At 68.1% G+C, this 23616-nt stretch carries 20 protein-coding genes; all 20 read left to right on the top strand.

Annotation, left to right across the window (positions count from 1 at the left end):
- Nucleotides 1-269 precede the first annotated feature (269 nt).
- The 20 genes from A37E_RS0123545 (at nucleotide 270) to A37E_RS0123450 (ending at nucleotide 23608) form a co-directional block, all read left to right on the top strand.
- Nucleotides 270-2990 (top strand): PAS domain-containing sensor histidine kinase, encoded by a 2721-nt coding sequence (locus tag A37E_RS0123545; protein ID WP_051679294.1) that lies wholly within the window; start codon nucleotides 270-272, stop codon nucleotides 2988-2990.
- Nucleotides 2991-3218: 228 nt separating this feature from the next.
- Nucleotides 3219-4895 carry a DUF3300 domain-containing protein gene (locus tag A37E_RS27670; RefSeq protein WP_051679293.1) on the top strand — a complete coding sequence of 559 codons (1677 nt, stop codon included), beginning with the start codon at nucleotides 3219-3221 and terminating at the stop codon, nucleotides 4893-4895.
- A 556-nt stretch (nucleotides 4896-5451) separates the two neighbouring features.
- A complete protein-coding gene (locus A37E_RS0123535) occupies nucleotides 5452-5817 on the top strand; it encodes an NADH-quinone oxidoreductase subunit A (RefSeq protein ID WP_024278565.1) in 366 nt (121 codons plus the stop codon).
- Nucleotides 5808-6392 (top strand): NADH-quinone oxidoreductase subunit B, encoded by a 585-nt coding sequence (locus A37E_RS0123530; protein WP_024278566.1) that lies wholly within the window; start codon nucleotides 5808-5810, stop codon nucleotides 6390-6392. The genes A37E_RS0123535 and A37E_RS0123530 overlap by 10 nt, the downstream gene beginning before the upstream one ends.
- A gap of 15 nt (nucleotides 6393-6407) precedes the next feature.
- A complete protein-coding gene (locus A37E_RS0123525) occupies nucleotides 6408-7037 on the top strand; it encodes an NADH-quinone oxidoreductase subunit C (protein WP_024278567.1) in 630 nt (209 codons plus the stop codon).
- 32 nt (nucleotides 7038-7069) lie between these two features.
- The gene (locus A37E_RS0123520; protein WP_029558862.1) at nucleotides 7070-8257 is read left to right on the top strand and encodes an NADH-quinone oxidoreductase subunit D; all 1188 of its coding nucleotides are present in this window, start codon (nucleotides 7070-7072) and stop codon (nucleotides 8255-8257) included.
- 74 nt (nucleotides 8258-8331) lie between these two features.
- The gene (gene nuoE, locus A37E_RS0123515; protein WP_029558861.1) at nucleotides 8332-9021 is read left to right on the top strand and encodes an NADH-quinone oxidoreductase subunit NuoE; all 690 of its coding nucleotides are present in this window, start codon (nucleotides 8332-8334) and stop codon (nucleotides 9019-9021) included.
- A gap of 5 nt (nucleotides 9022-9026) precedes the next feature.
- On the top strand, nucleotides 9027-10331 hold the full coding sequence (gene nuoF, locus A37E_RS0123510; RefSeq protein ID WP_029558860.1) for an NADH-quinone oxidoreductase subunit NuoF: 1305 nt from the start codon (nucleotides 9027-9029) through the stop codon (nucleotides 10329-10331).
- Nucleotides 10332-10448: 117 nt separating this feature from the next.
- A complete protein-coding gene (nuoG, locus tag A37E_RS0123505) occupies nucleotides 10449-12527 on the top strand; it encodes an NADH-quinone oxidoreductase subunit NuoG (RefSeq protein ID WP_029558859.1) in 2079 nt (692 codons plus the stop codon).
- A gap of 50 nt (nucleotides 12528-12577) precedes the next feature.
- On the top strand, nucleotides 12578-13597 hold the full coding sequence (gene nuoH / locus A37E_RS0123500) for an NADH-quinone oxidoreductase subunit NuoH (RefSeq protein ID WP_029558858.1): 1020 nt from the start codon (nucleotides 12578-12580) through the stop codon (nucleotides 13595-13597).
- 43 nt (nucleotides 13598-13640) lie between these two features.
- Complete coding sequence (nuoI, locus tag A37E_RS0123495; RefSeq protein WP_024278573.1) at nucleotides 13641-14129, top strand: NADH-quinone oxidoreductase subunit NuoI; 489 nt, start codon at nucleotides 13641-13643, stop codon at nucleotides 14127-14129.
- A 196-nt stretch (nucleotides 14130-14325) separates the two neighbouring features.
- The gene (locus A37E_RS0123490; RefSeq protein WP_029558857.1) at nucleotides 14326-14934 is read left to right on the top strand and encodes an NADH-quinone oxidoreductase subunit J; all 609 of its coding nucleotides are present in this window, start codon (nucleotides 14326-14328) and stop codon (nucleotides 14932-14934) included.
- An 11-nt stretch (nucleotides 14935-14945) separates the two neighbouring features.
- Nucleotides 14946-15254, top strand: coding sequence for an NADH-quinone oxidoreductase subunit NuoK (gene nuoK / locus A37E_RS0123485; protein ID WP_024278575.1), 309 nt, complete (start codon nucleotides 14946-14948; stop codon nucleotides 15252-15254).
- A gap of 4 nt (nucleotides 15255-15258) precedes the next feature.
- Nucleotides 15259-17184: an NADH-quinone oxidoreductase subunit L gene (gene nuoL, locus A37E_RS0123480; protein WP_029558856.1), complete on the top strand. Its 1926-nt coding sequence runs from the start codon at nucleotides 15259-15261 to the stop codon at nucleotides 17182-17184.
- Nucleotides 17185-17186: 2 nt separating this feature from the next.
- Nucleotides 17187-18698, top strand: a complete 1512-nt coding sequence (locus A37E_RS0123475) for an NADH-quinone oxidoreductase subunit M (RefSeq protein ID WP_029558855.1) — start codon at nucleotides 17187-17189, stop codon at nucleotides 18696-18698.
- Nucleotides 18699-18714: 16 nt separating this feature from the next.
- Entirely contained in the window at nucleotides 18715-20145 is a 1431-nt protein-coding gene (gene nuoN / locus A37E_RS0123470) for an NADH-quinone oxidoreductase subunit NuoN (RefSeq protein WP_029558854.1), read from the top strand.
- 3 nt (nucleotides 20146-20148) lie between these two features.
- Nucleotides 20149-20916 carry a biotin--[acetyl-CoA-carboxylase] ligase gene (locus A37E_RS0123465; protein ID WP_029558853.1) on the top strand — a complete coding sequence of 256 codons (768 nt, stop codon included), beginning with the start codon at nucleotides 20149-20151 and terminating at the stop codon, nucleotides 20914-20916.
- Nucleotides 20917-21127: 211 nt separating this feature from the next.
- The gene (locus A37E_RS0123460; RefSeq protein ID WP_029558852.1) at nucleotides 21128-22798 is read left to right on the top strand and encodes a ribonuclease J; all 1671 of its coding nucleotides are present in this window, start codon (nucleotides 21128-21130) and stop codon (nucleotides 22796-22798) included.
- An 85-nt stretch (nucleotides 22799-22883) separates the two neighbouring features.
- On the top strand, nucleotides 22884-23288 hold the full coding sequence (mce, locus tag A37E_RS0123455) for a methylmalonyl-CoA epimerase (RefSeq protein ID WP_029558851.1): 405 nt from the start codon (nucleotides 22884-22886) through the stop codon (nucleotides 23286-23288).
- A gap of 50 nt (nucleotides 23289-23338) precedes the next feature.
- Nucleotides 23339-23608 carry a DUF1467 family protein gene (locus A37E_RS0123450; RefSeq protein WP_029558850.1) on the top strand — a complete coding sequence of 90 codons (270 nt, stop codon included), beginning with the start codon at nucleotides 23339-23341 and terminating at the stop codon, nucleotides 23606-23608.
- Nucleotides 23609-23616 lie beyond the last annotated feature (8 nt).

Genomic DNA, 23616 nt, shown 5'->3' with positions numbered 1-23616 from the left:
CCTCCCCGGGCCATGGCCCGTCGGCTGCCTCCCTCCGGCATCCACATCCGGAACGCGCGATGCCCTTTGGACCCTCACGCCGTCAATATCACGAAATGCCTGGACGCCCGCTCGCGCCAATAGCCGCGCCGGTCGCGCATCGTGAGCCTCAGGGCCTAAGGTTTTGTTGATAATCGTGGCAGGATTTAAGTCACCGGCGATTCTCTCCCTTAAATCCGTGCGAATGGTGCACGCATCAGGGCGGCAGATCGCCTGAACGGATCGCCGGAATGGTAAAAGAGCGCATGCGGGGTCGCCAGACGAAGGACCAGGGAACCGCCGTCCGGCGCAGGAAAAGCCGCGGGGCGGGGCCGCTGGGAACCCGGCTTTTCATCGTCGTCTTCGCGCTGGCCGGTGGCTTCGTGGGCGCGACCATCCTCGGGCGGGACGGGGGCGGCGTGCCCTCGGCCATCATTGCGGCGCTGGCCGTGGTGGGGGTGGTGGAACTGTTCCTGGCCGCCCGCCGCGCCTTCAAGGGCGTCGAGCCGGAGGACCCGCTGGGCGCGATTGCCCTTGCGGCATCCGGCGACGCCATGGCCGTGGTCGAGGATGGCGAGCGCATCGTCGAGACCAACCCCGCCTATCTGCGCATGTGCCGTAGCGGCACCGCCGAGCCGCCGCTGCCCGAGCGTTTCCTCTCCCGCATTCCCGGCAGCCAGACGACCGTGGGCGAGCTGCTCAACGCCGTTGCCGGATCGACGGCCCACCTGAGCACCATGCCCTTCGGGGGCGGAGCGCGCGGGCGGCAGCTCGAGGTCTCGGTGCACCCCGTGGGCGGCCCCCGGCGCGTGCTGTGGACGCTGCGCATGGTCGATACCGCCGAGGCCGAGGCGGCGCCGGCCTTCGCTCCCGCGCCGGTGCCTGCTCCCGCGGCGCATCCGGTCGCGCCTTTCCCGGCCGCGCCTCTGCCTGTTGCGCCTCTCCCTGTGGCTCCGGTCGTGGCGAAGCCGCTGCCGGTCGCGCCCGCCGTGCGTCCGCCCGATCCGGTCGTGGTGGCGCCCGCGCCGGCCGTTGCCGCTCCTGTTCCCGTGTCCGAAGCCCGGGCGCCTGCACCGTCGCCGACGGCCCCCGAAGGCTATGCCGGGCCGGACCTCGTGGCATCGTGGGAAGAACTGCCGGCCGGCCTGCTGCGCATCGTCGGCGGGCGGGTGGTGGACCCCAACCTCACCTTCTGCCGCATGCTCGGCTACGCCCTCGCCGACTGGGGGCCGGACGGCATGCCGCTCAGCCGCATCGTCGCCCCGGAAAGCATGCCGGCGCTGGCCGCGGCGCAGGCCAATGGCGGCCGCGCCTCGCTGGTTGCCTCGCTCAAGCGCAAGGATGGCACGGCGCTCCCCGTCCTGCTGCGCATCGCCGCCGCCCCCGATGGCACCGGGGCCGTTGCTTTGCCGCTCGATGCGGTGGAAGGCGCCCTCGGCGCCTCTGCCCGGACTACGGCTCCCCAGGCCCCGAAGAGCGACAGCACCGAGGTTCTCGGCGACCTGTTCTTCCGCCGGGCACCGCTGGCCATGGCGCTGGTGGATCGTTCCGGCGGGGTGCGCGCCGCCAATGCGGCGTTCGAGCGCCTGTTCGGCCGCGATGCCGCCGGCCGCCCGCTGACCGCTCTGGTGGCGGACGCCTCCGGCACCGAGGCGCTGCTCGCCGCTGCCGCTGGCGCCAGCGAGCCGCCCGCGCCTTGCGACGTGACGCTGGCCGGCGGCAGCGCCCGCTCCGTCCGCTTCTATGCGGCGCCCCTCGACGTGAGCGGCGACATCGCGCTCTGCGCCATCGACATGACCGAGCAGCGGGCGCTGGAGGTGCAGTTCGCCCAGTCGCAGAAGCTGCAGGCGGTGGGGCACCTCGCCGGTGGCGTGGCGCACGACTTCAACAACGTGCTCACCGCCATCATCGGCTATTGCGACCTGCTGCTCGCCAAGCACCGGCCGAGCGATCCGTCCTTCCCGGACATCATGCAGATCAAGCAGAACGCGAACCGCGCCGCCGGCCTCGTGCGGCAGCTGCTCGCCTTCTCCCGCCGCCAGACCCTGCGCCCGCAGGTGATCGAGCTCGGCGACGTGATCTCGGATGCCGCCGCCTTGCTGCGCCGCCTCATCGGCGAGCGCATCACGCTCGACGTGGAGCACGCCCGCGATTTGTGGCCGGTGAAGGTGGACGTGAACCAGTTCGAGCAGGTGATCGTGAACCTCGCGGTCAATGCCCGCGACGCCATGCCCGACGGCGGCACCCTGACCATCCGCACCGGCAACGTGCCGGCCGCCGGCTGCGCCGCCTACGGGCAGGGCCTGCCGGAGGGCGATTATGTGATGGTGGAGGTGGCGGACACCGGCACCGGCATCCCGCCCGACATCATGGACAAGATCTTCGAGCCCTTCTTCTCCACCAAGGAGGTGGGCAAGGGCACGGGGCTCGGCCTCTCCACCGTCTACGGCATCGTGCAGCAGACCGGTGGCACCATCCTCGCCGACAGCGAGATGGGCCACGGCACCACCTTCCGCGTCTTCCTGCCCCGCCATCTCGCGGGCATCGAGCCGGAGGAGGCCCCGAGGCCCGCCGAGCCGGAGCCGAAGGCCGGCGACACCACGGGGCAGGGGCGCCGCGTGCTGCTGGTGGAGGACGAGGACGCGGTGCGGGCCTTCGCCAGCCGGGCGCTCGCCAATCGCGGCTACGAGGTGCTGGCCGCCGCCAGCGGCGTCGAGGCGCTGGAACTGATCGAGCGCGAGGGCAAGGTCGATCTCGTCATCTCCGACGTGGTGATGCCGGAGATGGACGGCCCGACCCTGCTGCGGGAATTGCGCAGCCGCGAGCCGGGGCTGAAGGTGATCTTCATTTCCGGCTATGCCGAGGAGGCCTTTGCCCGCAACCTGCCGCCGAGCGAGCACTTCTCCTTCCTGCCCAAGCCCTTCTCCCTGAAGCAGCTGGTGGCCGCCGTGAGCGAGACCCTGCGCGCCTGAACCCGCCCGCCGGGCGCGGCCTTTCTCTAACGTAATGAGAGAGAAGGGATATCACCCCTCGCGGTGGCGCTTCATCAGGCGCGGCGCGCTCTAGACGGGCGGGCCGCGTTTGCGCATTGTCAAGGCGCGGCCCGCCCGGCGGTCGCCAGATCAGGCCACCGCGCCCGATCTGCGGTCGGGCTGGCCGGCGAGGGGGAGGACCCTGACTTGACACCAAGACGCACGAACATGCGGCGCCGGGAGCTGGCGGGCTGGTCCCGCATCGCCGTGGCGCTGGCCTTCGGCTGGACCACGAGCCTCTATCCGGCCTTCGCCCAGCAAAGCCCGCCCGACACCGGCGCGGCAGCAACGCAGGCGCCGGTCCCGCCACCCACGACGCCGCCCGCGGCCGCGCCGCAAGTGGCGCCCGAGGCGGCGCCGCCTGTTGCGCCTCCTGCGGCTCCGCCCGCCACCACGGCCGTCGCGCCGCCACCGGCCGCGCCCGCACCTGTCGCGCCTGCTGGCGTTGCTCCTGCTGGCGTTGCTCCTGCGGGCGTCGCGCCCGCGCCGGTCGTTCCGGCCGGGGCGCCCCCCGCCGATGCGCCGCCGGCGTCCGCGCTCTACGCCCTCGCCGAGCTGGAAACCCTGCTCGCGCCCTATGCGCTCTATCCCGACACGCTGCTCGCGCAGATGCTGCCGGCCACCGCCTATCCGCTGGAACTGGTGCAGGCCCAGCGCTGGCTGGACTCCCACAAGAGCGCGGTGAAGAAGGGCGATTTCTCCGGCGCCGATGCCCAGAAGTGGGACCCCTCGGTGAAGGCGCTGACGCGCTTCCCCACCGTGATCGCCAAGCTGAACGAAAACCTCGATGCCACCCAGTCCATCGGCTACGCCTTCGTCAGCCAGCCGGAGGACGTGTCGGTCGCCATCCAGGCCCTGCGCGCCAAGGCCGAGGCGGCCGGCTCGCTGAAGACCAACGACAAGCAGGTCGTGACCACCCGGCAGGAGGACGGCCGGAACGTGGTCTACATCACCTCGGCCGACCCGACGATGGTCTATGTGCCGACCTACGATTCCTCCACCATCTACACTGCGGCCGGCGTCGGCCTGCTGGCCTTCGGCGCCGGCGTGCTCGTGGGCAGTGCCTGGAGCAACCCGTGGAACTGGGGCCGCGGCTGGGTCTATCCGCCGCCGTGGCCGGGCTATCCCGGCTGGCGCCCGCCGCCGCCCCGCCCGCCGGGCGGCTGGCCCGGTGGTCCGGGCCATCCCGGCTGGCCGCCGCCTCCTGGCTATCCCGGAGGCCCGGGTTATCCCGGCTACCCGGGCAAGCCCGGCGGTCCCGGCTATCCCGGCAAGCCGGGTGGCCCCGGTTATCCCGGTGGCCCCGGCGGCCCGGTTGGTCCGTGGAAGCCGAATCCCGCCAAGCCTCTTCCCGGCAAGCCCGGCTATCCCGGCGGCCCCGGCGGCGTGGGTGGCCCGGGTTATCCCGGGGGCCCTGGTGGCCCCGGCAAGCCCGGCGGACCGGGTTATCCCGGTGGTCCCGGTGGTCCCGGTGGTCCTGGCGGCCCGGGCAAGCCGGGTGGACCGGGCACTCCGGGAGGCCCCGGTGGTCCCGGCGCTCCCGGCAAGCCGGGCGGACCCGGTGCTCCCGGACAGCCTGGTGGGGCCGGTGGTGCCGGCAAGCCGGGCAGCGCGGGCAAGCCGGGCGGCGCGGCCACCACGGCAAAGCCGGTCAAGCCCTCCGGCGGGTCGCAGCAGCTCAAGAAGGGCGGCGGCGGCAAGTCGAGCGTGAAACCTGCCGCCCGGCCGGCCGGGCCGCCGAAGCAGTACCGCAGCGGTGGCGGCGGTGGTGCCAAGCTCCAGGGTGGCGGCGGACGCGTCGGCGGCGGCGGTGGCCGCGCGGGCGGCGCACGTCCCCATCGCTGAACCGGTGCCGGGCACGCCCCGGCACCGACCTCACGCAGAATCGCCGCGGCGGATTCGCCCCGGCACTGCGGTCGCTCCCGGTGCGACTCGCTCGCGCCGGGAGGCCGGCTGATGGATTGGCTGGGGCCTTCGCCGCTCCGCGGGGCCGGGGAAGGCTGGAAGATGCACACGGCATTGTGTCGCACGGATGCAACAGTCGCCCGCAACTGCATCTTGCACAGAATTGAGGCCCTCCCGATCTACCTCCCGTGAGAGAACCGCAAGCCGGCTCCGGCCCAGCTTTCGCGGCGCTGCGAAAGGGGCGGCGCGGCGGTCGCGGACGGGCTGCACCGGGCACACCCGCGATCCGCTACCAAAGGCATGACACCTTGGCCGATCCGCGCACTTGCCTCCCTTCTGGCGCTGCGATAAGGCTCTCGCGTCGTTTCGAACTTCTCTAGCCGGACGGCGCGGTAACGCTTCAGGCGATCAGCCGTTTCAAGCTCCTTTTGACCCTGATGGGTGAGCCAAGCGCGCTGCCCACGGCACCGACCGAGCGCTCCGAGGTGCGAGCAAGATGAACGCGTTGCTCATGGACTATCTGCCGGTGGTGATCTTCATCGGCGTTTCCGCGGTGATCGGCCTGGCCCTGCTGGTGTCGCCCTTCATCGTCGCCTACCAGAATCCGGACCCGGAGAAGCTGTCCGCGTACGAGTGCGGCTTCAACGCATTCGACGACGCGCGCATGACGTTCGACGTGCGCTTCTATCTGGTGTCCATCCTCTTCATCATCTTCGACCTCGAGGTCGCCTTCCTCTTCCCGTGGGCGATCAGCTTCGGTGGCCTCGGCGACCTCGGCTTCTGGTCGATGATGATCTTCCTCGGCGTGCTCACCGTCGGGTTCATCTACGAATGGCGCAAGGGAGCTCTGGAATGGGACTGACCCCTTCGGCCACCAAGCCCGAGATCGCACGCGCCTCCACCGGCATCGTCGATCCCTCCACCGGCCGTCCCGTCGGCGCTGATGATCCCTTCTTCAAGGAGATCAACAACGAACTGGCGGACAAGGGCTTCCTCCTCACCACCGCCGATGACCTCATCACCTGGGCGCGCACCGGCTCGCTCATGTGGATGACCTTCGGTCTCGCATGCTGCGCGGTGGAGATGATGCAGGCCTCCATGCCGCGCTACGACGTGGAGCGCTTCGGCTTCGCGCCGCGCGCCTCGCCGCGCCAGTCGGACGTGATGATCGTCGCCGGCACGCTGACCAACAAGATGGCCCCCGCGCTCCGCAAGGTCTACGACCAGATGCCGGAGCCGCGCTACGTCATCTCCATGGGCTCCTGCGCCAATGGCGGCGGCTACTACCACTTCTCCTATTCGGTGGTGCGCGGCTGCGATCGCATCGTGCCGGTGGACATCTACGTGCCGGGCTGCCCGCCCACCGCGGAGGCGCTGCTCTACGGCATCCTGCTGCTGCAGAAGAAGATCCGCCGCATCGGCACCATCGAGCGCTGATCGGGAGCCGGTGTGATGGACGAGACCCTCAACGACCTCGCCGCCCACGTATCGGGCGCCCTGCCGGGCGTGGTGACCGGCACCGAGATCGCCTATGGCGAGCTGGCGCTCTTCATCGAGCCGTCGCAGATCGTCAAGGCCGTGACTTTCCTCCGGGATGATCCGGCCTGCCAGTTCACCTGCATCGTGGACGTGTGCGGCGTGGACTATCCGGCCCGCGAGAAGCGGTTCGACGTGGTCTACCACCTGCTCTCCGTGAAGCAGAACGCCCGCATCCGCCTCAAGGTCGCCACCGACGAGGACACCCCGGTGCCCTCCATCACCGGCGTCTTCCCCGGTGCCAACTGGTTCGAGCGGGAGGCCTACGACATGTACGGCATCCTGTTCACCGGCCACCCGGAGCTGCGCCGCCTGCTGACCGACTACGGCTTCGACGGCCACCCCCTGCGCAAGGACTTCCCGACCACGGGCTTCGTGGAGGTGCGCTACGACGACGCCCAGAAGCGCGTGGTGTACGAGCCGGTCCGCCTGCCGCAGGAGTTCCGGAACTTCGACTTCCTCTCGCCGTGGGAGGGCGTCGAATACGTCCTGCCCGGTGACGAGAAGGCCTCGGGCCAGCCGCCCGCGCCGCCCAAGGCCGGGTGAGGGAGCGTCTCATGGTTGATGTCGCCGACGAGATGAAGCCCGCGGACAAGGTCCGCAACTTCCAGATCAATTTCGGCCCGCAGCATCCTGCGGCGCACGGCGTGCTGCGCCTTGTGCTGGAGCTGGACGGCGAGGTGGTGGAGCGGGTGGACCCGCACATCGGCCTCCTGCACCGCGGCACCGAGAAGCTGATCGAGGCCAAGACCTATCTTCAGGCCGTGCCCTATTTCGACCGGCTCGACTATTGCGCGCCGATGAACCAGGAGCACGCCTACTGCCTCGCGGTGGAGAAGCTGCTGGGCATCGAGGTGCCCAAGCGCGGCCAGCTCATCCGCGTGCTCTATTCCGAGATCGGGCGCCTGCTCTCCCACCTCCTCAACGTCACCACGTTCGCCATGGACGTGGGCGCGCTGACCCCGCCTTTGTGGGGCTTCGAGGAGCGCGAGAAGCTCATGATCTTCTATGAGCGCGCCTCCGGCAGCCGCATGCACGCGGCCTTCTTCCGGCCCGGCGGTGTCCACCAGGACCTGCCGCGCGCTCTGGTGGAAGACATCGGCGCCTTCTGCGACCCGTTCCTGAAGCTGGTGGCGGACCTCGACGCCCTCGTCACCAACAACCGCATCTTCAAGCAGCGCACCGTGGACATCGGCATCGTCTCGGTTGACGAAGCGCTGTCCTGGGGCTTCTCCGGCCCGGTGCTGCGCGGCTCCGGCGCGGCGTGGGACCTGCGCCGCGCGCAGCCCTACGAGTGCTATTCGGAACTCGATTTCGACATTCCGGTGGGCAAGCACGGCGACTGCTACGACCGCTACCTCGTCCGCATGGAGGAGATGCGCCAGTCCACCGCCATCATGAAGCAGTGCGTCGAGCGCCTGCTGAAGGAGAGCGGCCCGGTCCACACCCAGGACCACAAGGTCGCGCCGCCGAAGCGGGCCGAGATGAAGCGCTCCATGGAAGCGCTCATCCACCACTTCAAGCTCTACACCGAGGGCTTCCACGTGCCGGAAGGCGACGTGTATGCCGCGGTGGAAGCGCCCAAGGGCGAGTTCGGCGTCTATCTCGTCTCGGACGGCACCAACAAGCCGTACCGTTGCAAGATCCGCGCTCCGGGCTTCGCGCACCTTCAGGCGATGGACTTCCTCAATCGCGGCCACATGCTGGCCGACGTCTCCGCGGTGCTCGGCTCGCTCGACATCGTGTTCGGGGAGGTGGACCGCTGATGGCCCGCCTTCCTCTCGCCCTTTGCCCGATGCTCGCGCGCGGCCTGCGCGCGGCTTCTTCCGGGATCTGAACCATGTCCGTCCGCCGCCTCGCCGCCGAGCAGCCCGAGAGCTTCAGCTTCACGCCGGAGCTGGAGGCCATCGCGCAGAAGCTGATCGCCAAGTATCCGGAAGGCCGGCAGGCCAGCGCCGTGGTGCCCTTGCTGTGGGAAACCCAGAAGGCCGCCGGCGGCTGGTTGCCCGAGCCCGCCATCCGCGCGGTCGCCGAGCGCCTCAGCATGGCGAACATCCGCGTGCTGGAGATCGCCACCTTCTACACCATGTTCAACCTTGAGCCGGTGGGGAAGTATTTCGTCCAGCTGTGCGGCACCACGCCCTGCATGCTGCGCGGCGCGGAAGCCATCAAGCACGTCTGCGAGAAGAAGATCGGCCACGAGCGGCACGTTTCCGCCGACGGCACCTTCTCCTGGCTTGAGGTGGAGTGCCTCGGCGCCTGCACCAACGCGCCCATGGTGCAGATCAACGACGATTATTACGAAGACCTGACCCCCGAGAACTTCGAGAAGCTGCTCGACGATCTCGCCGCCGGCCGTCCGGTGAAGGTGGGTCCGCAGAATTCGCGCAAGGGCTCGGAGCCCGAGGGCGGCCCGCGTGTGCTGCTCGATCCCGCGCTGTATGCGCACGACGTGAAGATCGGCCAGGAAGCGGCACCCGCGGACGAGGCCCCCACATCCGGCGCGCCCGCGCCGACTTCCGGGGAGTGACGCCCATGCTCGCCGACAAGGACCGCATCTTCACCAATCTCTACGGCTTCCACGACTTCGGTCTGCAGGGCGCCCTCAAGCGCGGCAACTGGGACGGCACCAAGGCCATCCTGGAAAAGGGCCGCGACTGGATCATCAACGAGATGAAGGCGTCGGGCCTGCGCGGCCGCGGCGGCGCCGGCTTCTCCACTGGCATGAAGTGGTCCTTCATGCCCAAGCAGTCCGATGGCCGCCCCCACTATCTCGTGGTGAACGCCGACGAATCCGAACCCGGCACCTGCAAGGACCGGGAGATCATGCGCAACGATCCGCATACGCTGATCGAGGGCTGCCTGATCGCCTCCTTCGCCATGGGCGCCCATGCGGCCTACATCTACATCCGCGGCGAATACATCTTCGAGCGCGAGCGCCTGCAGGCGGCGGTGGATCAGGCCTACGAGGCCCGGCTCATCGGCAAGGACAACGTCCACGGCTATCCCTTCGACCTCTATGTGCACCACGGTGCCGGCGCCTATATCTGCGGCGAGGAAACCGCGCTGCTGGAGAGCCTCGAGGGCAAGAAGGGCATGCCGCGCCTGAAGCCCCCGTTCCCCGCGAACATGGGTCTTTATGGCTGCCCCACCACGGTGAACAACGTGGAGAGCATCGCGGTCGCGCCCACCATCCTGCGGCGCGGCGCGGCCTGGTTCTCCTCCATCGGCCGCCCCAACAATGTGGGCACCAAGCTGTTCTCCCTCGCCGGCCATGTGAACACGCCCTGCGTGATCGAGGAGGCCATGAGCATCCCCTTCAAGGAGCTCGTGGAGAAGCACGGCGGCGGCATTCGCGGCGGCTGGGACAACCTGCTCGGCATCATCCCCGGCGGCGCGTCCTGCCCGGTGATCCCCGGCGAGCAGTGCGAAGACCTCATCATGGACTTCGACGGCACCCGCGCGGTGAAGTCGTCCTTCGGCACGGCCGGCGTGCTGGTGATGGACAAGTCCACGGACATCATCAAGGCCATCGCCCGCATCTCGGCCTTCTTCAAGCACGAGAGCTGCGGCCAGTGCACGCCGTGCCGCGAGGGCACCGGCTGGATGTGGCGCGTGGTGAACCGCATGGCCGAGGGCCGCGCCCAGAAGCGCGAGATCGACCTGCTGCTGGAAGTCACCACCCAGATCGAGGGCCACACCATCTGCGCGCTCGGCGATGCCGCCGCGTGGCCGGTGCAGGGCCTCATCCGGCACTATCGTCATGTGATCGAGGCGCGCATCGACCAGTATGCCGCCAACCCGCATCCGGAGCCGGTGGTTCCGGTCGCGGCGGAGTGAAGAGCACCCCGCCGGGCGCGCTGACGCGACGGGCGGGGAGGGGAGTTGTCTCAGGGAGCGGACGCCATGCGTCCGGCTCCGGCCGCGCCCGGCGCGGTTCAAGGTGAGGTGGAAGTGATGGCGAAGATCGTCGTCGACGGAACCGAGGTCGATGTACCTGCCGAATACACGCTGCTTCAGGCGTGCGAGGCGGCGGGCGTCGAGATTCCGCGCTTCTGCTTCCATGAGCGGCTGTCCATCGCCGGCAATTGCCGCATGTGCCTTGTGGAAGTGAAGGGCGGTCCGCCCAAGCCCACGGCGTCCTGCGCCATGGCGGTGAAGGACCTGCGCCCCGGCCCCAACGGCGAGCCGCCCGTGGTGCTCACCAAGAGCCCCATGGTGAAGAAGGCCCGTGAAGGGGTGATGGAGTTCCTGCTCATCAACCACCCGCTGGATTGCCCGATCTGCGATCAGGGTGGCGAGTGCGACCTGCAGGACCAGGCCATGGCTTATGGCGCGGATACCTCGCGCTTCGCCGAGAACAAGCGCGCCGTGGAAGACAAGTACATCGGCCCGCTGGTCAAGACCTCCATGAACCGGTGCATCCAGTGCACCCGCTGCGTGCGCTTCTCGACGGAAGTCGCCGGCGTGCCGGACCTCGGCGCCATCGGCCGCGGCGAGGACATGGAGATCACCACCTATCTCGAGCACGCCATGCGCTCGGAGATGCAGGGCAACGTGGCGGATCTCTGCCCGGTGGGTGCGCTTACCCACAAGCCCTACCAGTTCCACGCCCGGCCGTGGGAGCTGATCAAGACCGAGTCCATCGACGTGATGGATGCCGTTGGCTCCAACATCCGCATCGACACCCGTGGCCGCGAGGTCATGCGCTTCCTGCCGCGCAACAACGACGCGGTGAACGAGGAGTGGATCTCCGACAAGTCCCGCTATGTCTGGGACGGCCTGAAGGTCCAGCGGCTCGATCGCCCCTATGTGCGCAAGGACGGCCGGCTCGTGCCCGCCACCTGGAGCGAGGCGTTCGCCGCCATCGCCGCCAAGGTGAAGGGCACCGCCCCCGCGAAGGTCGGCGCGCTCATCGGCGATCTCGCGAGCGTGGAAGAGGTGTTCGCCCTCAAGACGCTGATCGGCAAGCTCGGCTCCGCCAATATCGACGCCCGCCAGGACGGCGCCAAGCTCGATCCGGCGCTCGGCCGCGCGTCCTACGTGTTCAATCCCACCATCGCCGGCATCGAGCAGGCCGACGCCATCCTCCTCGTGGGCACCGACCCCAGGCATGAGGCGTCCGTCATCAATGCGCGCATCCGCAAGCGCTGGCGCCAGGGCGGGCTGAAGATCGGCCTCATCGGCACCAAGGTGGACCTCACCTATAGCTACGACTATCTCGGCGCCGGCCCCGACAGCCTGGCCGACCTCGCCGGCTCTTCCGCGTTTGGGGATATCCTGCGCAAGGCTGAGCGGCCGCTGGTCATCGTCGGCCAGGGCGCGCTGGCGCGGCCGGATGGCGCCGCGGTGCTCTCGCTGGCCGCCCGCGTGGCGGTGGCGGTGGGTGCGGTGAAGGATGGCTGGAACGGCTTCGGCGTGCTGCACACGGCCGCCGCCCGCGTCGGCGCCCTCGATGTGGGCGCGGTGCCCGGCCCCGGCGGGCTGGACGTGGCTGGAATGACCGCTCCAGGCGCGCTGGACGTGGCCTTCCTGATGGGCGCGGACGAGGTTGAAGTCGCCCCCGGCGCCTTCGTCGTCTATCTCGGCACCCATGGTGATCGCGGCGCCCACCGGGCGGACGTGATCCTGCCCGGCGCCGCTTATCCCGAGAAGAGCGGCATCTATGTGAATACGGAAGGCCGGGTGCAGTTCGCCAACCGCGCCGCCTTCCCGCCCGGCGAGGCGCGCGAGGATTGGGCGATCCTGCGGGCGCTCTCCGAGGTGCTGGGCCAGACGCTGCCCTTCGACAACATGCAGGCGCTGCGCGCCCAGCTCGTCTCCGCCTATCCCCACCTCGGCCATATCGACGAGGCGGCGGTGGCGGACGCGGGCGCCGTGTCGACCCTCGCGGGGGTGGGCGGCAGCGTGGACAAGGCGGCGTTCGCGCCGGTGATCGAGGACTTCTTCCTCACCAACCCCATCGCGCGGGCTTCCGCCGTGATGGCCGAATGCTCCGCGCTGCGCCTTGCGGCGGCGGCGGAAGCGGCGGAGTAGGCGATGGGCACGGTGAACCGGACGGCTGCGAGCTTCACGGAAACGCGGACATGAACTGGCAGGACACCCTCATCCAGGTGCTCATCATCCTCGGGCAGAGCCTTGCTCTGCTCGTGGCGCTGTTGATCTTCATCGCCTTCATCCTGCTGGCGGACCGCAAGATCTGGGCGGCGGTGCAATTGCGCCGCGGGCCCAACGTGGTGGGGCCGTTCGGCCTCTTCCAGTCCTTCGCCGACCTTCTGAAGTTCGTGCTGAAGGAGCCGACCATCCCGTCGGGCTCCAACAAGGCGATCTTCCTGCTCGCGCCGCTCGTCACCTGCGTGCTCGCGCTCGCCGCCTGGGCGGTGGTGCCCATCGCGCAGGGCTGGGTCATCGCCGATCTCAACGTCGGCGTGCTCTACATCTTCGCCATCTCGTCGCTCGGCGTGTACGGCATCATCATGGGCGGCTGGGCTTCGAACTCGAAGTATCCCTTCCTCGCCGCGCTCCGCTCGGCGGCGCAGATGGTGTCCTACGAAGTCTCCATCGGCTTCGTCATCATCACCGTGCTGATGTGCGCGGGCTCGCTGAACCTGACCGAGATCGTCGAGGCGCAGAACGGCCGCTTCGGCTTCCTCGGCTGGTACTGGCTGCCGCTGCTGCCCATGTTCGTCATCTTCTTCGTGTCGGCGCTCGCCGAGACGAACCGCCCGCCCTTCGACCTCGTGGAAGCGGAGTCGGAGCTGGTGGCGGGCTTCATGACCGAATACGGCTCGACGCCCTACCTGCTGTTCATGCTCGGCGAGTACGTGGCGATCATGACCATGTGCGCCATGGGGACCATCCTGTTCCTCGGCGGCTGGCTCTCGCCCATCCCGTTCGCGCCCTTCACCTGGGTGCCGGGGCTGGTGTGGTTCGTCATCAAGCTCTGCTTCATGTTCTTCCTGTTCGCGATGGCCAAGGCCATGGTGCCCCGCTATCGCTACGACCAGCTCATGCGGCTCGGCTGGAAGGTGTTCCTGCCGATCTCCCTCGTCGCCGTCGTGGTGGTCGCGGGCGTGCTGCACTTCACCGGGACGGCGCCGCAATGACCGTTCCTTCCGCCCTTTCGCACAGCCTTCGGGGAGAGCGCCTGTGAAGCTCGATCAGGCCGCGCGCGCCATCTTTCTCACCGAGCTCGTCTCGGGCTTCTTCCTCGCCATGCGCTACTTCTTCAAGCCCAAGGCGACGCTGAACTATCCCTTCGAGAAGGGCCCGCTCTCGCCGCGCTTCCGCGGCGAGCATGCCCTGCGTCGCTATCCCAACGGGGAAGAGCGCTGCATCGCCTGCAAGCTGTGCGAGGCCATCTGCCCGGCGCAGGCCATCACCATCGAGGCCGGCCCGCGCCGCAACGACGGCACGCGCCGCACGACGCGTTACGACATCGACATGGTGAAGTGCATCTATTGCGGCTTCTGCCAGGAGGCGTGCCCGGTGGATGCCATCGTCGAGGGACCGAACTTCGAGTTCGCCACCGAGACGCGCGAAGAACTCTACTACGACAAGGAAAAGCTGCTCGCGAACGGCGACCGGTGGGAGCGCGAGATCGCGCGGTCCATCGCGCTCGATGCGCCGTACCGCTGAGGGGCGTGAGACATCGGCCGGCATCCTGCCGGCCTTCTGAAACGGGACCGGCGACGCGCCATGCGCGCGGCGCCATAGATCGGACTTTCGGGATGCGTCGGGTTTTCGGGATGCGTCAGGACATCAGAGGGGCCGGCCGCCTTGCGGGGCCGGACATGACCGGCGCGGACGCGCCGCGGGCAGGGGGGCTACGCGCATGAGCGTCGCGGCAGCGTTTTTCTATCTCTTCGCCTTCGTGCTGGTGGCGTCCGCCTTCATGGTGATCTCCTCCCGCAACCCGGTGCAGTCGGTTCTGTTCCTCATCCTCGCGTTCGTGAACGCGGCGGGCCTCTTCATCCTCATCGGCGCCGAGTTCCTCGCGCTGATCCTGGTGGTGGTCTATGTGGGCGCGGTGGCGGTGCTCTTCCTCTTCGTCGTGATGATGCTCGACGTGGACTTCGTGGAGCTGCGCCAGGGCTTCCTGCAATACCTGCCGGTGGGCGTGGTGGTCGGCATGATCTTCCTCGCCGAGCTGGTGCTGGTGGTCGGCGCATGGGCGACCGGCCCCGGGGTCGCCTCCGCGGTGCAGTCCGCGCCGGGAGGCATCGCCACCGAGAGCAACGTGCGCGCCATCGCGGCCGTGCTCTACACGGACTACATCTACTTCTTCCAGGCCGCCGGCTTCGTGCTGCTCGTCGCCATGATCGGCGCCATCGTGCTCACGCTGCGCCACAAGGTGAACGTGCGCCGGCAGAACATCACGGCTCAGGTGACGCGCTCCTCCACCATCGAGGTGGTGAAGGTGCGTCCCGGCCAGGGCCTTTGAGGGGGATGGGCATGGACATCGGTCTCTCCCACTATCTGACCGTCGCGGCGATCCTGTTCACGCTCGGGACGCTCGGCATCTTCCTCAACCGGAAGAACGTCATCGTCATCCTCATGTCGGTGGAGCTGATCCTGCTCGCCGTGAACATCAACCTCGTCTCGTTCTCCGCCTTCCTCGGGAACCTGACGGGACAGGTGTTCGCGCTGCTCGTGCTCACCGTCGCCGCAGCCGAGGCGGCCATCGGCCTCGCCATCCTCGTGGTGTTCTACCGCAACCGCGGTTCGATCGCCGTCGAGGACATCAACGCCATGAAGGGCTGAGGCCATGTATCAGGCGATTGTCTTCCTCCCCCTTCTCGGCTTTCTCATCGCCGGCCTGTTCGGCAAGAAGATCGGTGACCGCGCCAGCGAGGTGGTGACCACTTCGTTCCTGTTCGTCGCGTGCCTGCTCGCCTGGATCGCGTTCTTCTCGGTCGGCTTCGGCGACCACGACACGCGCGTGCAGGTGATGAAGTGGATCTACGTGGGCGACCTCAAGGTCGACTGGGCGTTCCGCATCGACACCATGACGGTGATCATGCTGATCGTCGTCACCACCGTGTCCTCGCTCGTCCATCTCTACTCCATCGGCTACATGCACGAGGACCCGAGCCGGCCGCGCTTCTTCGCCTATCTCTCGCTGTTCACCTTCGCCATGCTCATGCTGGTGACGGCGGACAATCTGCTCCAGCTGTTCTTCGGCTGGGAGGGCGTGGGCCTCGCCTCCTATCTGCTCATCGGCTTCTGGTACGAGAAGCCTTCGGCGAACGCGGCGGCCATGAAGGCCTTCGTGGTGAACCGCGTGGGCGACTTCGGCTTCATGCTGGGCATCTTCGCCCTCTTCGTGATGACCAACTCGGTGAGCTTCGAGCAGGTGTTCGCGGCCGCCCCGGGCCTTGCCGGCAAGACCATTCCCTTCCTCGGCCACCACTGGGACGCGCCGACCGTGATCGCCCTGCTGCTGTTCGTCGGGGCGTGCGGCAAGTCGGCCCAGTTCCTGCTGCACACCTGGCTGCCGGACGCGATGGAAGGCCCGACCCCGGTCTCCGCCCTCATCCACGCCGCCACCATGGTGACCGCCGGCGTGTTCATGGTGGCGCGCATGTCGCCCATCTTCGAGCTGTCGCAGACCGCGCTCAACGTGGTGATGCTGGTGGGCGCCACCACCGCATTCTTCGCCGCCACCGTCGGCCTGGTGCAGAACGACATCAAGAAGGTGATCGCCTACTCCACCTGTTCCCAGCTCGGCTACATGTTCGTGGCGATGGGCGCGGGCGCCTATTCCATCGGCATGTTCCACCTGCTGACGCACGCCTTCTTCAAGGCGCTGCTGTTCCTCGGTGCCGGCTCGGTCATCCACGCCATGCACCACGAGCAGGACATGCGGCACATGGGCGGCCTTCGGAAGAAGATCCCCTACACCTACTGGACCATGGTGATCGGCACGCTGGCCATCACCGGCTTCCCGTTCCTCGCCGGCTATTACTCGAAGGACGCCATCATCGAGGCGGCCTATGCGAGCCACAACTACTTCCGCACCTACGGCTACTGGATGACCGTGATCGCCGCGGCGCTCACCGCCTTCTATTCCTGGCGCCTGATCTTCCTCACCTTCTGGGGTCACCCGCACGACCATCATCATTATGAGGCCGCGCACGAGAGCCCGCTGGTGATGACCATTCCGCTTGGCGTGCTGTCCCTCGGCGCGATCTTCGCGGGCTGGGCCTTCCACGGCATCTTCGTGGGCGAGGGTGTGCACGACTTCTTCCGCCATTCCATCTTCATGGGCGCGGAGAACCACATTCTCCACGCCATGCATGACATCCCCGGCTGGGCGGCCTTCGCCCCCACGGTGATGATGGTGGTGGGATCGCTGATCGCCATCTGGTTCTATCTCGTGAACCCGAAGATCCCGCCGGCGCTCGCGAAGTCGCAGGACGCGCTGTACCAGTTCCTCCTGAACAAGTGGTACTTCGACGAGATCTACAACTTCCTCTTTGTGCGCCCGGCCCTCTGGCTCGGCCGCACCCTGTGGAAGCGCGGTGACGGCACCATCATCGATGGGCTGGGACCGGATGGTGTCTCCGCCCGTGTGCTCGACATCACCCGCGGGGTGGTGCGGCTGCAGACCGGCTACCTCTACCACTACGCCTTCGTGATGCTGATCGGCGTCGCGGCCCTCATCACCTGGTTCATGTTCGCCGGAGTGTGACGATGACCGACTGGCCCATCCTCTCCGTCGTCACCTTCCTGCCGCTGGTCGGGGCGCTCTTCATCCTCGTGGTGCGGGGCGACGACGACGTCTCCGCGCGCAACGCCCGCTGGGTGGCGCTGTGGACCACGCTCGTCACCTTCCTGGTGTCGCTGCTGCTGCTGCCGGGCTTCGACGCCTCGGCTCCCGGCTTCCAGTTCGTGGAAAAGAAGGCGTGGCTCGGCGATCTCGCCTCCTACCACATGGGCGTGGACGGCATCTCGCTGCCCTTCGTCATCCTCACCACCTTCCTCATGCCCTTCTGCATTCTCGCCTCCTGGGAGAGCGTGCATAAGCGGGTGAAGGAATACATGATCGCCTTCCTGGTGCTCGAGACCATGATGCTCGGCACCTTCACGGCCCTCGACCTCGTCCTCTTCTACTTCTTCTTCGAGGGCGGCCTCATCCCGATGTTCCTCATCATCGGCGTGTGGGGCGGACCGCGCCGCATCTACGCGGCCTTCAAGTTCTTCCTCTACACGTTGGCCGGCTCCGTGCTGATGATGCTCGCCATCATGGCCATGTACTGGAAGGCCGGCACCACCGACGTGCCCACCCTGATGCAGTTCGGCTTCCCGTCGGGCATGCAGTACTGGCTCTGGTTGGCCTTCTTCGCCTCCTTCGCGGTGAAGATGCCCATGTGGCCGGTGCACACCTGGCTGCCTGACGCGCACGTGGAGGCGCCCACCGCCGGCTCCGTCATTCTGGCCGGCGTGCTCCTGAAGATGGGCGGCTACGGCTTCCTGCGCTTCTCCCTGCCCATGTTCCCGGAGGCGAGCCACTATTTCGCGCCTCTGGTGTTCACCCTCTCGGTGGTGGCCATCATCTACACCTCGCTCGTCGCGCTGGTGCAGGAGGACATCAAGAAGCTGATCGCCTATTCGTCCATCGCCCACATGGGCTTCGTGACCATGGGCATCTTCGCGATGAACGAGGCAGGCCTGCAGGGCGCCATGTTCCTCATGATCTCCCACGGCTTCGTCTCGGCTGCGCTGTTCCTGTGCGTCGGCGTGATCTACGACCGGCTGCACACCCGCGAGATCGCCGCCTATGGCGGCCTCGTGAAGCGCATGCCGCTCTACGCGACGGTGCTGATGGTGTTCACCATGGCCAATGTGGGCCTGCCGGGCACGTCGGGCTTCATCGGCGAGTTCCTCACCATGCTCGCCGCCTTCGAGCGCAACACCTGGGTCGCCTTCTTCGCGGCCACCGGCGTGATCCTCTCCGCGGCCTACGCTTTGTGGCTCTACTGGCGCGTGGTGTTCGGCCCGCTGGAGAAGGAGAAGCTGAAGTCCATGATGGATCTCTCGCCCCGCGAGATCGCCATCATGGTCCCGCTGGTGATCCTCACCATCCTGTTCGGCGTGTGGCCCGCGCCCATCCTCAACATGACATCCCATGCGGTGAACGCGGTCGTCGCGCGCACCGATTCCGTGGCCGGCGCGGTGAAGACCGCCCTGCTGCTGAGCTTCTGATTTTCGAGGACGCCTCATGTCGCAGCTCCTGCCTCCCCTCGGCGCGGTCCTGCCGGAACTGGTGCTCGCCGTCTCGGCCATCGCGCTGATCCTCATCGGCGCGTTCCGCGGAGAGGGCTCGGCCAATCTGGTCACGGGCCTTGCCATCGCGGTGCTCGCCGCGGCGGGCGTGCTGGTGCTGCTTCAGCCGGGCGCCGAAGTCTCCGCCTTCAACGGTTCGCTGGTGATCGACCCCTTCGGCCGCTTCATGAAGGCGCTGGTCTCCATCGGCGCGCTGGTCTCCCTCATCATGTCGGTAGACTGGCAGGCGCGGGAGAAGCAGGCGAAGTTCGAATATGCGGTGCTGGTGGTGATCGCCACGCTCGGCATGTTCATGCTGGTGTCGGCCGGCGACCTCATCGCCCTCTATCTCGGCCTCGAGCTGATGAGCCTCTCGCTCTATGTGGTGGCCGCCATCAACCGCGACTCGGTGCGCTCCACCGAGGCGGGCCTGAAGTATTTCGTCCTCGGCGCGCTCTCCTCGGGCATGCTGCTCTACGGCGCCTCGCTGATCTACGGCTTCACCGGCTCGGTGAATTTCCTGCAGATCGCGTCGATCGCGAAGGAGCCGAGCATCGGCCTCATCTTCGGCCTCGTCTTCCTGGTCGCAGGCCTGTGCTTCAAGGTGTCGGCGGTGCCGTTCCACATGTGGACGCCGGACGTCTATGAAGGCGCGCCCACGCCTGTCACCGCCTTCTTCGCCTCCGCCCCGAAGGTCGCCGGCATGGCCATCTTCGTGCGGGTGCTGATCGAGGCGTTCCCGCACGTCTCGCACCAGTGGCAGCAGATCGTCGCCTTCGTCTCGCTCGCCTCCATGGTGCTCGGCGCCTTCGCCGCCATCGGCCAGCGCAACATCAAGCGACTGCTCGCCTACTCCTCCATCGGCCACATGGGCTTCGCCCTCGTCGGCCTCGCCGCCGGCACCGCCGAGGGCGTGCGCGGCGTGCTGTTGTACATGGCCATCTACCTGATGATGACGCTCGGCACCTTCGCCTGCGTGCTCACCATGCGCCGCAAGGGCCAGGCGGTGGAGACGGTGGATGATCTCGCCGGCCTTGCCCGTCGCAATCCGCTGATGGCGCTGATGCTGGGCGCGCTCATGTTCTCGCTGGCCGGCATCCCGCCGCTCGCGGGCTTCCTCGCCAAGTACTACGTCTTCGTCGCCGCCATCCAGGCGGGGCTCTATGGCCTCTCCGTGGTGGGCGTGCTCGCCTCGGTGGTGGGCGCCTTCTACTACCTGCGCGTCGTCAAGATCATGTATTTCGACGAGCCGGTGGACGCCTTCGACCCCATGCCGACCGAGCTGAAGGCGGTGCTGGCGGTGAGCGGGCTTTTCACCATCTTCTATTTCGTCTATCCCGCTCCTCTCATTGAGGCAGCGAGTGTCGCCGCCCGTTCGCTTTTCTGAACGATGGCTCATTACGAATTCCAGGGTTCCACGGTTCCCATCGTCCGCTTCACCCAGATCGGCTCCACCAACGCCGAGGGGATGGCACGCCTGCAGCGGGGCGAGACCTTCCCGGTGTGGCTGGTCGCCGACATCCAGACGGCCGGGCGGGGACGCCGTGGCCGTCCGTGGACATCTGAGCTCGGCAATCTCTTCGCCACCCTCGTGCTGCCCAATCCGGCGCCGGTGGCGAACCTTGCACAGCTCTGCTTCGTCGCCGGCCTTGCGCTGCGGGACGCGGTGATCTCCGCCGCGCCGCAAATCGCGACGGACAACATGAAGCTCAAGTGGCCGAACGACCTCCTGATCGACGGCGGCAAGGTGGCCGGCATCCTGGTGGAGGGTGGCACCGATCCGCACGGCCGCCCGGCCGCGGTCATCGGCTTCGGCGTCAACTGCCTGCACCATCCCGAGGACCTGCCCTACAAGGCGACCAGCCTCGAGGCGCAGGGCGCGCCCACCGCGCCCGACCGGATGCTGGAAGCGCTCGACCTCGCCATGGCGGTTCGCCTCAACCAGTGGAACGCCGGCGCCGGCTTTCCCGCCATTCGCTCGGACTGGATGCGTCACGCCCTGGGCATGGGCGATCAGGTGAGCGTCAAGATCGGCGAGCGCGAGGTGGTGGGCCGCTTCGAGAATATCGACACCCGCGGCGCCATGATGCTGCGGCGTCGCGACGGCGTGGCCGAGATCATCACCGCGGGCGATGTCTCCCTCGGCAAGCCGGACTGATTTGCCCGCACACGTGCGTATCGTCGCGCGCGTGTGCTGAAGGCTTGCATTGCGGCGGCGCGCCTCCATCATGCGGCCGCCCGCCTTTTCATGAGCCCCGCGCCGTGGGGCTGCTTGTGTTTGGCGCGCCACGCGCTGTCGGTGCGTCCCGGGGCAGACGCGCTCCGGGGCAGCCGGCATTGCGGGCGCCGCGTTTGGAAGTGACCCTTTGATGGCACCCTCGGAAGAACTGGTCTTCGCGCCTCTCGGCGGCGTGGGCGAGATCGGAATGAACCTCGGCCTCTACGGCTTCGGCCCGAAGAAGGCGCGGGAATGGCTTATTGTCGACCTCGGCATGAGCTTTGCCGGGGATGAGGCGCCCGGCGTCGACCTTGTGCTGCCCGACATCCGCTTCCTGGAATCCGAGCGCAAGAAGATCGCCGGCCTCGTGCTGACCCATGGTCACGAGGACCATATCGGCGCGGTGCTGGACCTCTGGCCGCGCCTCAAGTGCCCCATCTACACCACCCGCTTCACCGCCGGCCTCCTGGAAGCGAAGCGGGCAGGGGAGCCGGGCGCCCCCTCCGAACTGCCCATCGAGGTGGTGCGCGCGCGCCAGCCGGTGCAGATCGGCCCGTTCAGCGTCGAATTCGTGCCGGTGTCGCACTCCATCCCCGACAGCCATGCACTCGCCATCCGCACCAGGGCCGGGCTGGTGGTTCATACCGGCGACTGGAAGCTCGACCCGACGCCCCTCGTGGGCGAGGCCACCGACATCGCGCGGCTGAAGGCGCTGGGCGATGAGGGCGTGCGCGCCATCATCTGCGATTCCACCAATGCCATCCGCGACGGCATCTCCCCGTCCGAGGCGGACGTGGGGGCCTCGCTGAAGGCCATCGTTGCCAAGGCGAAACACCGCATCGCCTTCACCACCTTCTCCTCCAACGTGGCCCGCATCCGCGGCATCGCCGAGGCGGCCTATGCCAATGGCCGCGAGGTGGTGCTGGTGGGCCGGGCGCTGGAGCGCGTCATCGGCGTCGCCCGCGAGCAGGGGCTGCTGGACGGCATTCCCGCCTTCCGCGGCGCCGACGCCTATGGGTATCTGCCGCGCGAGCGGGTGGTGGCCATCCTCACCGGCAGCCAGGGCGAGCCGCGCGCCGCGCTGCGCCGCATCGCCGATGACGACCATCCCGAGATCGCCCTGTCGCCCGGCGATCAGGTGGTGTTCTCCTCGCGCACCATTCCCGGCAACGAGAAGGTGGTGAACCACATCGTCAACGCGCTCATCAAGCGCGGGGTGGAGGTCATCACCGATCGCACCGCCCTCGTCCACGTCTCCGGCCATCCCCGCCGCGGCGAGCTGGAGGAGATGTACCGCATGATCCGCCCGCAGGTGGCGATCCCGGTGCATGGCGAGGCGCTGCACCTGCACGAGCACGCTCTGCTTGCCCGCCGGCTTGGCGTGCCGGAGGTGCTGAACTGCTACGACGGCAACGTCATCCGCCTCGCGCCCGGCCCGGCCGAGCGGGTGGACGACGTGCCCTTCGGCCGCCTCTACAAGGACGGACGCCTGCTGCTGGCCGAAGGTGCGCGCGCCATTCCCGAGCGGCGCAAGCTGAGCTTCGTGGGCGCCATCTCCATCGCCGTCGCGGTGAACAAGCAGGGCGGCCTTGCCGGCGATCCCTCCGTCGAGATCACCGGCGTGCCGGAGCGCGGGGAAGGGGGCTTGGACATGCTCGACCACGTGCTCGACACGGTGGTCGCCACCCTCGACAATCTGCCCAAGGCCCGCCGCCGCGACCCGGAAGCGCTGGCGGAGAGCCTGGAGCGGGCCGTGCGTTCGGCGGTGAACGCGGTGTGGGGCAAAAAGCCGGTCTGCCACGTCCACGTGCTGGAGGTGTGAGTTCTCTCCACCTTCTCTCCTGCGGAGGTCGTGTTTCTCGACCCGCCCCGTTGCGCTATGGATCGGTGACGAACCGGAGGGAAACATGATCGGACGGCTCAACCACGTGGCCATCGCGGTGCGCGACATCGCGGCCGCCTCGGCGCTCTATCGCGATACGCTCGGCGCGGAGGTCTCCGCCGCCGTGCCCCAGGTGGAGCACGGCGTGACCACGGTGTTCGTGACCCTGCCCAACACCAAGATCGAGTTCCTGGAGCCGCTCGGCGCGGATTCGCCCATCGCCAAGTTCCTGGAGCGCAATCCGGACGGCGGCATCCACCATCTGTGCTACGAGGTGGACGACATCATCGTCGCCCGCGACCAGCTCAAGGCCAAGGGCGCGCGCGTGCTCGGCTCCGGCGAGCCGAAGATCGGCGCCCACGGCAAGCCGGTGCTGTTCCTTCACCCGAAGGACTTCAACGGCACGCTGGTCGAGCTGGAGCAGGCCTGATCCCCCCTCGCGGCGCCGGGACCCCGGCGCCGCCAGTCAAGGAAGACGCCGTGTCGGTCGGTGCCGTCGTCGCCATCTATTTCATCGTGTGGTGGACCAGCCTGTTCGCCGTGCTGCCATGGGGCGTGCGCTCCCAGGCCGAGAGCGCGGACGTAACGCCGGGCACCGATCCCGGCGCGCCGGTGCGGCCGCTGATGCTTTACAAGGTGATCGCCACCAGCCTCATCGCGCTCGTGGTCACCGCCGGCATCGTCTACATCATGACCAGCGGCATCATCGCGCTGGAAGACATTCCGCTGCCCTTCAAGACCGCGGAATAGGCCCACCT

The sequence above is a fragment of the Xanthobacter sp. 91 genome (assembly GCF_000702385.1).
GTDB classification, from domain to species: domain Bacteria; phylum Pseudomonadota; class Alphaproteobacteria; order Rhizobiales; family Xanthobacteraceae; genus Xanthobacter; species Xanthobacter aminoxidans.
The sequence above is the reverse complement of the archived record's forward strand: the minus strand, read 5'-3'. Positions and strand labels throughout refer to the sequence as shown.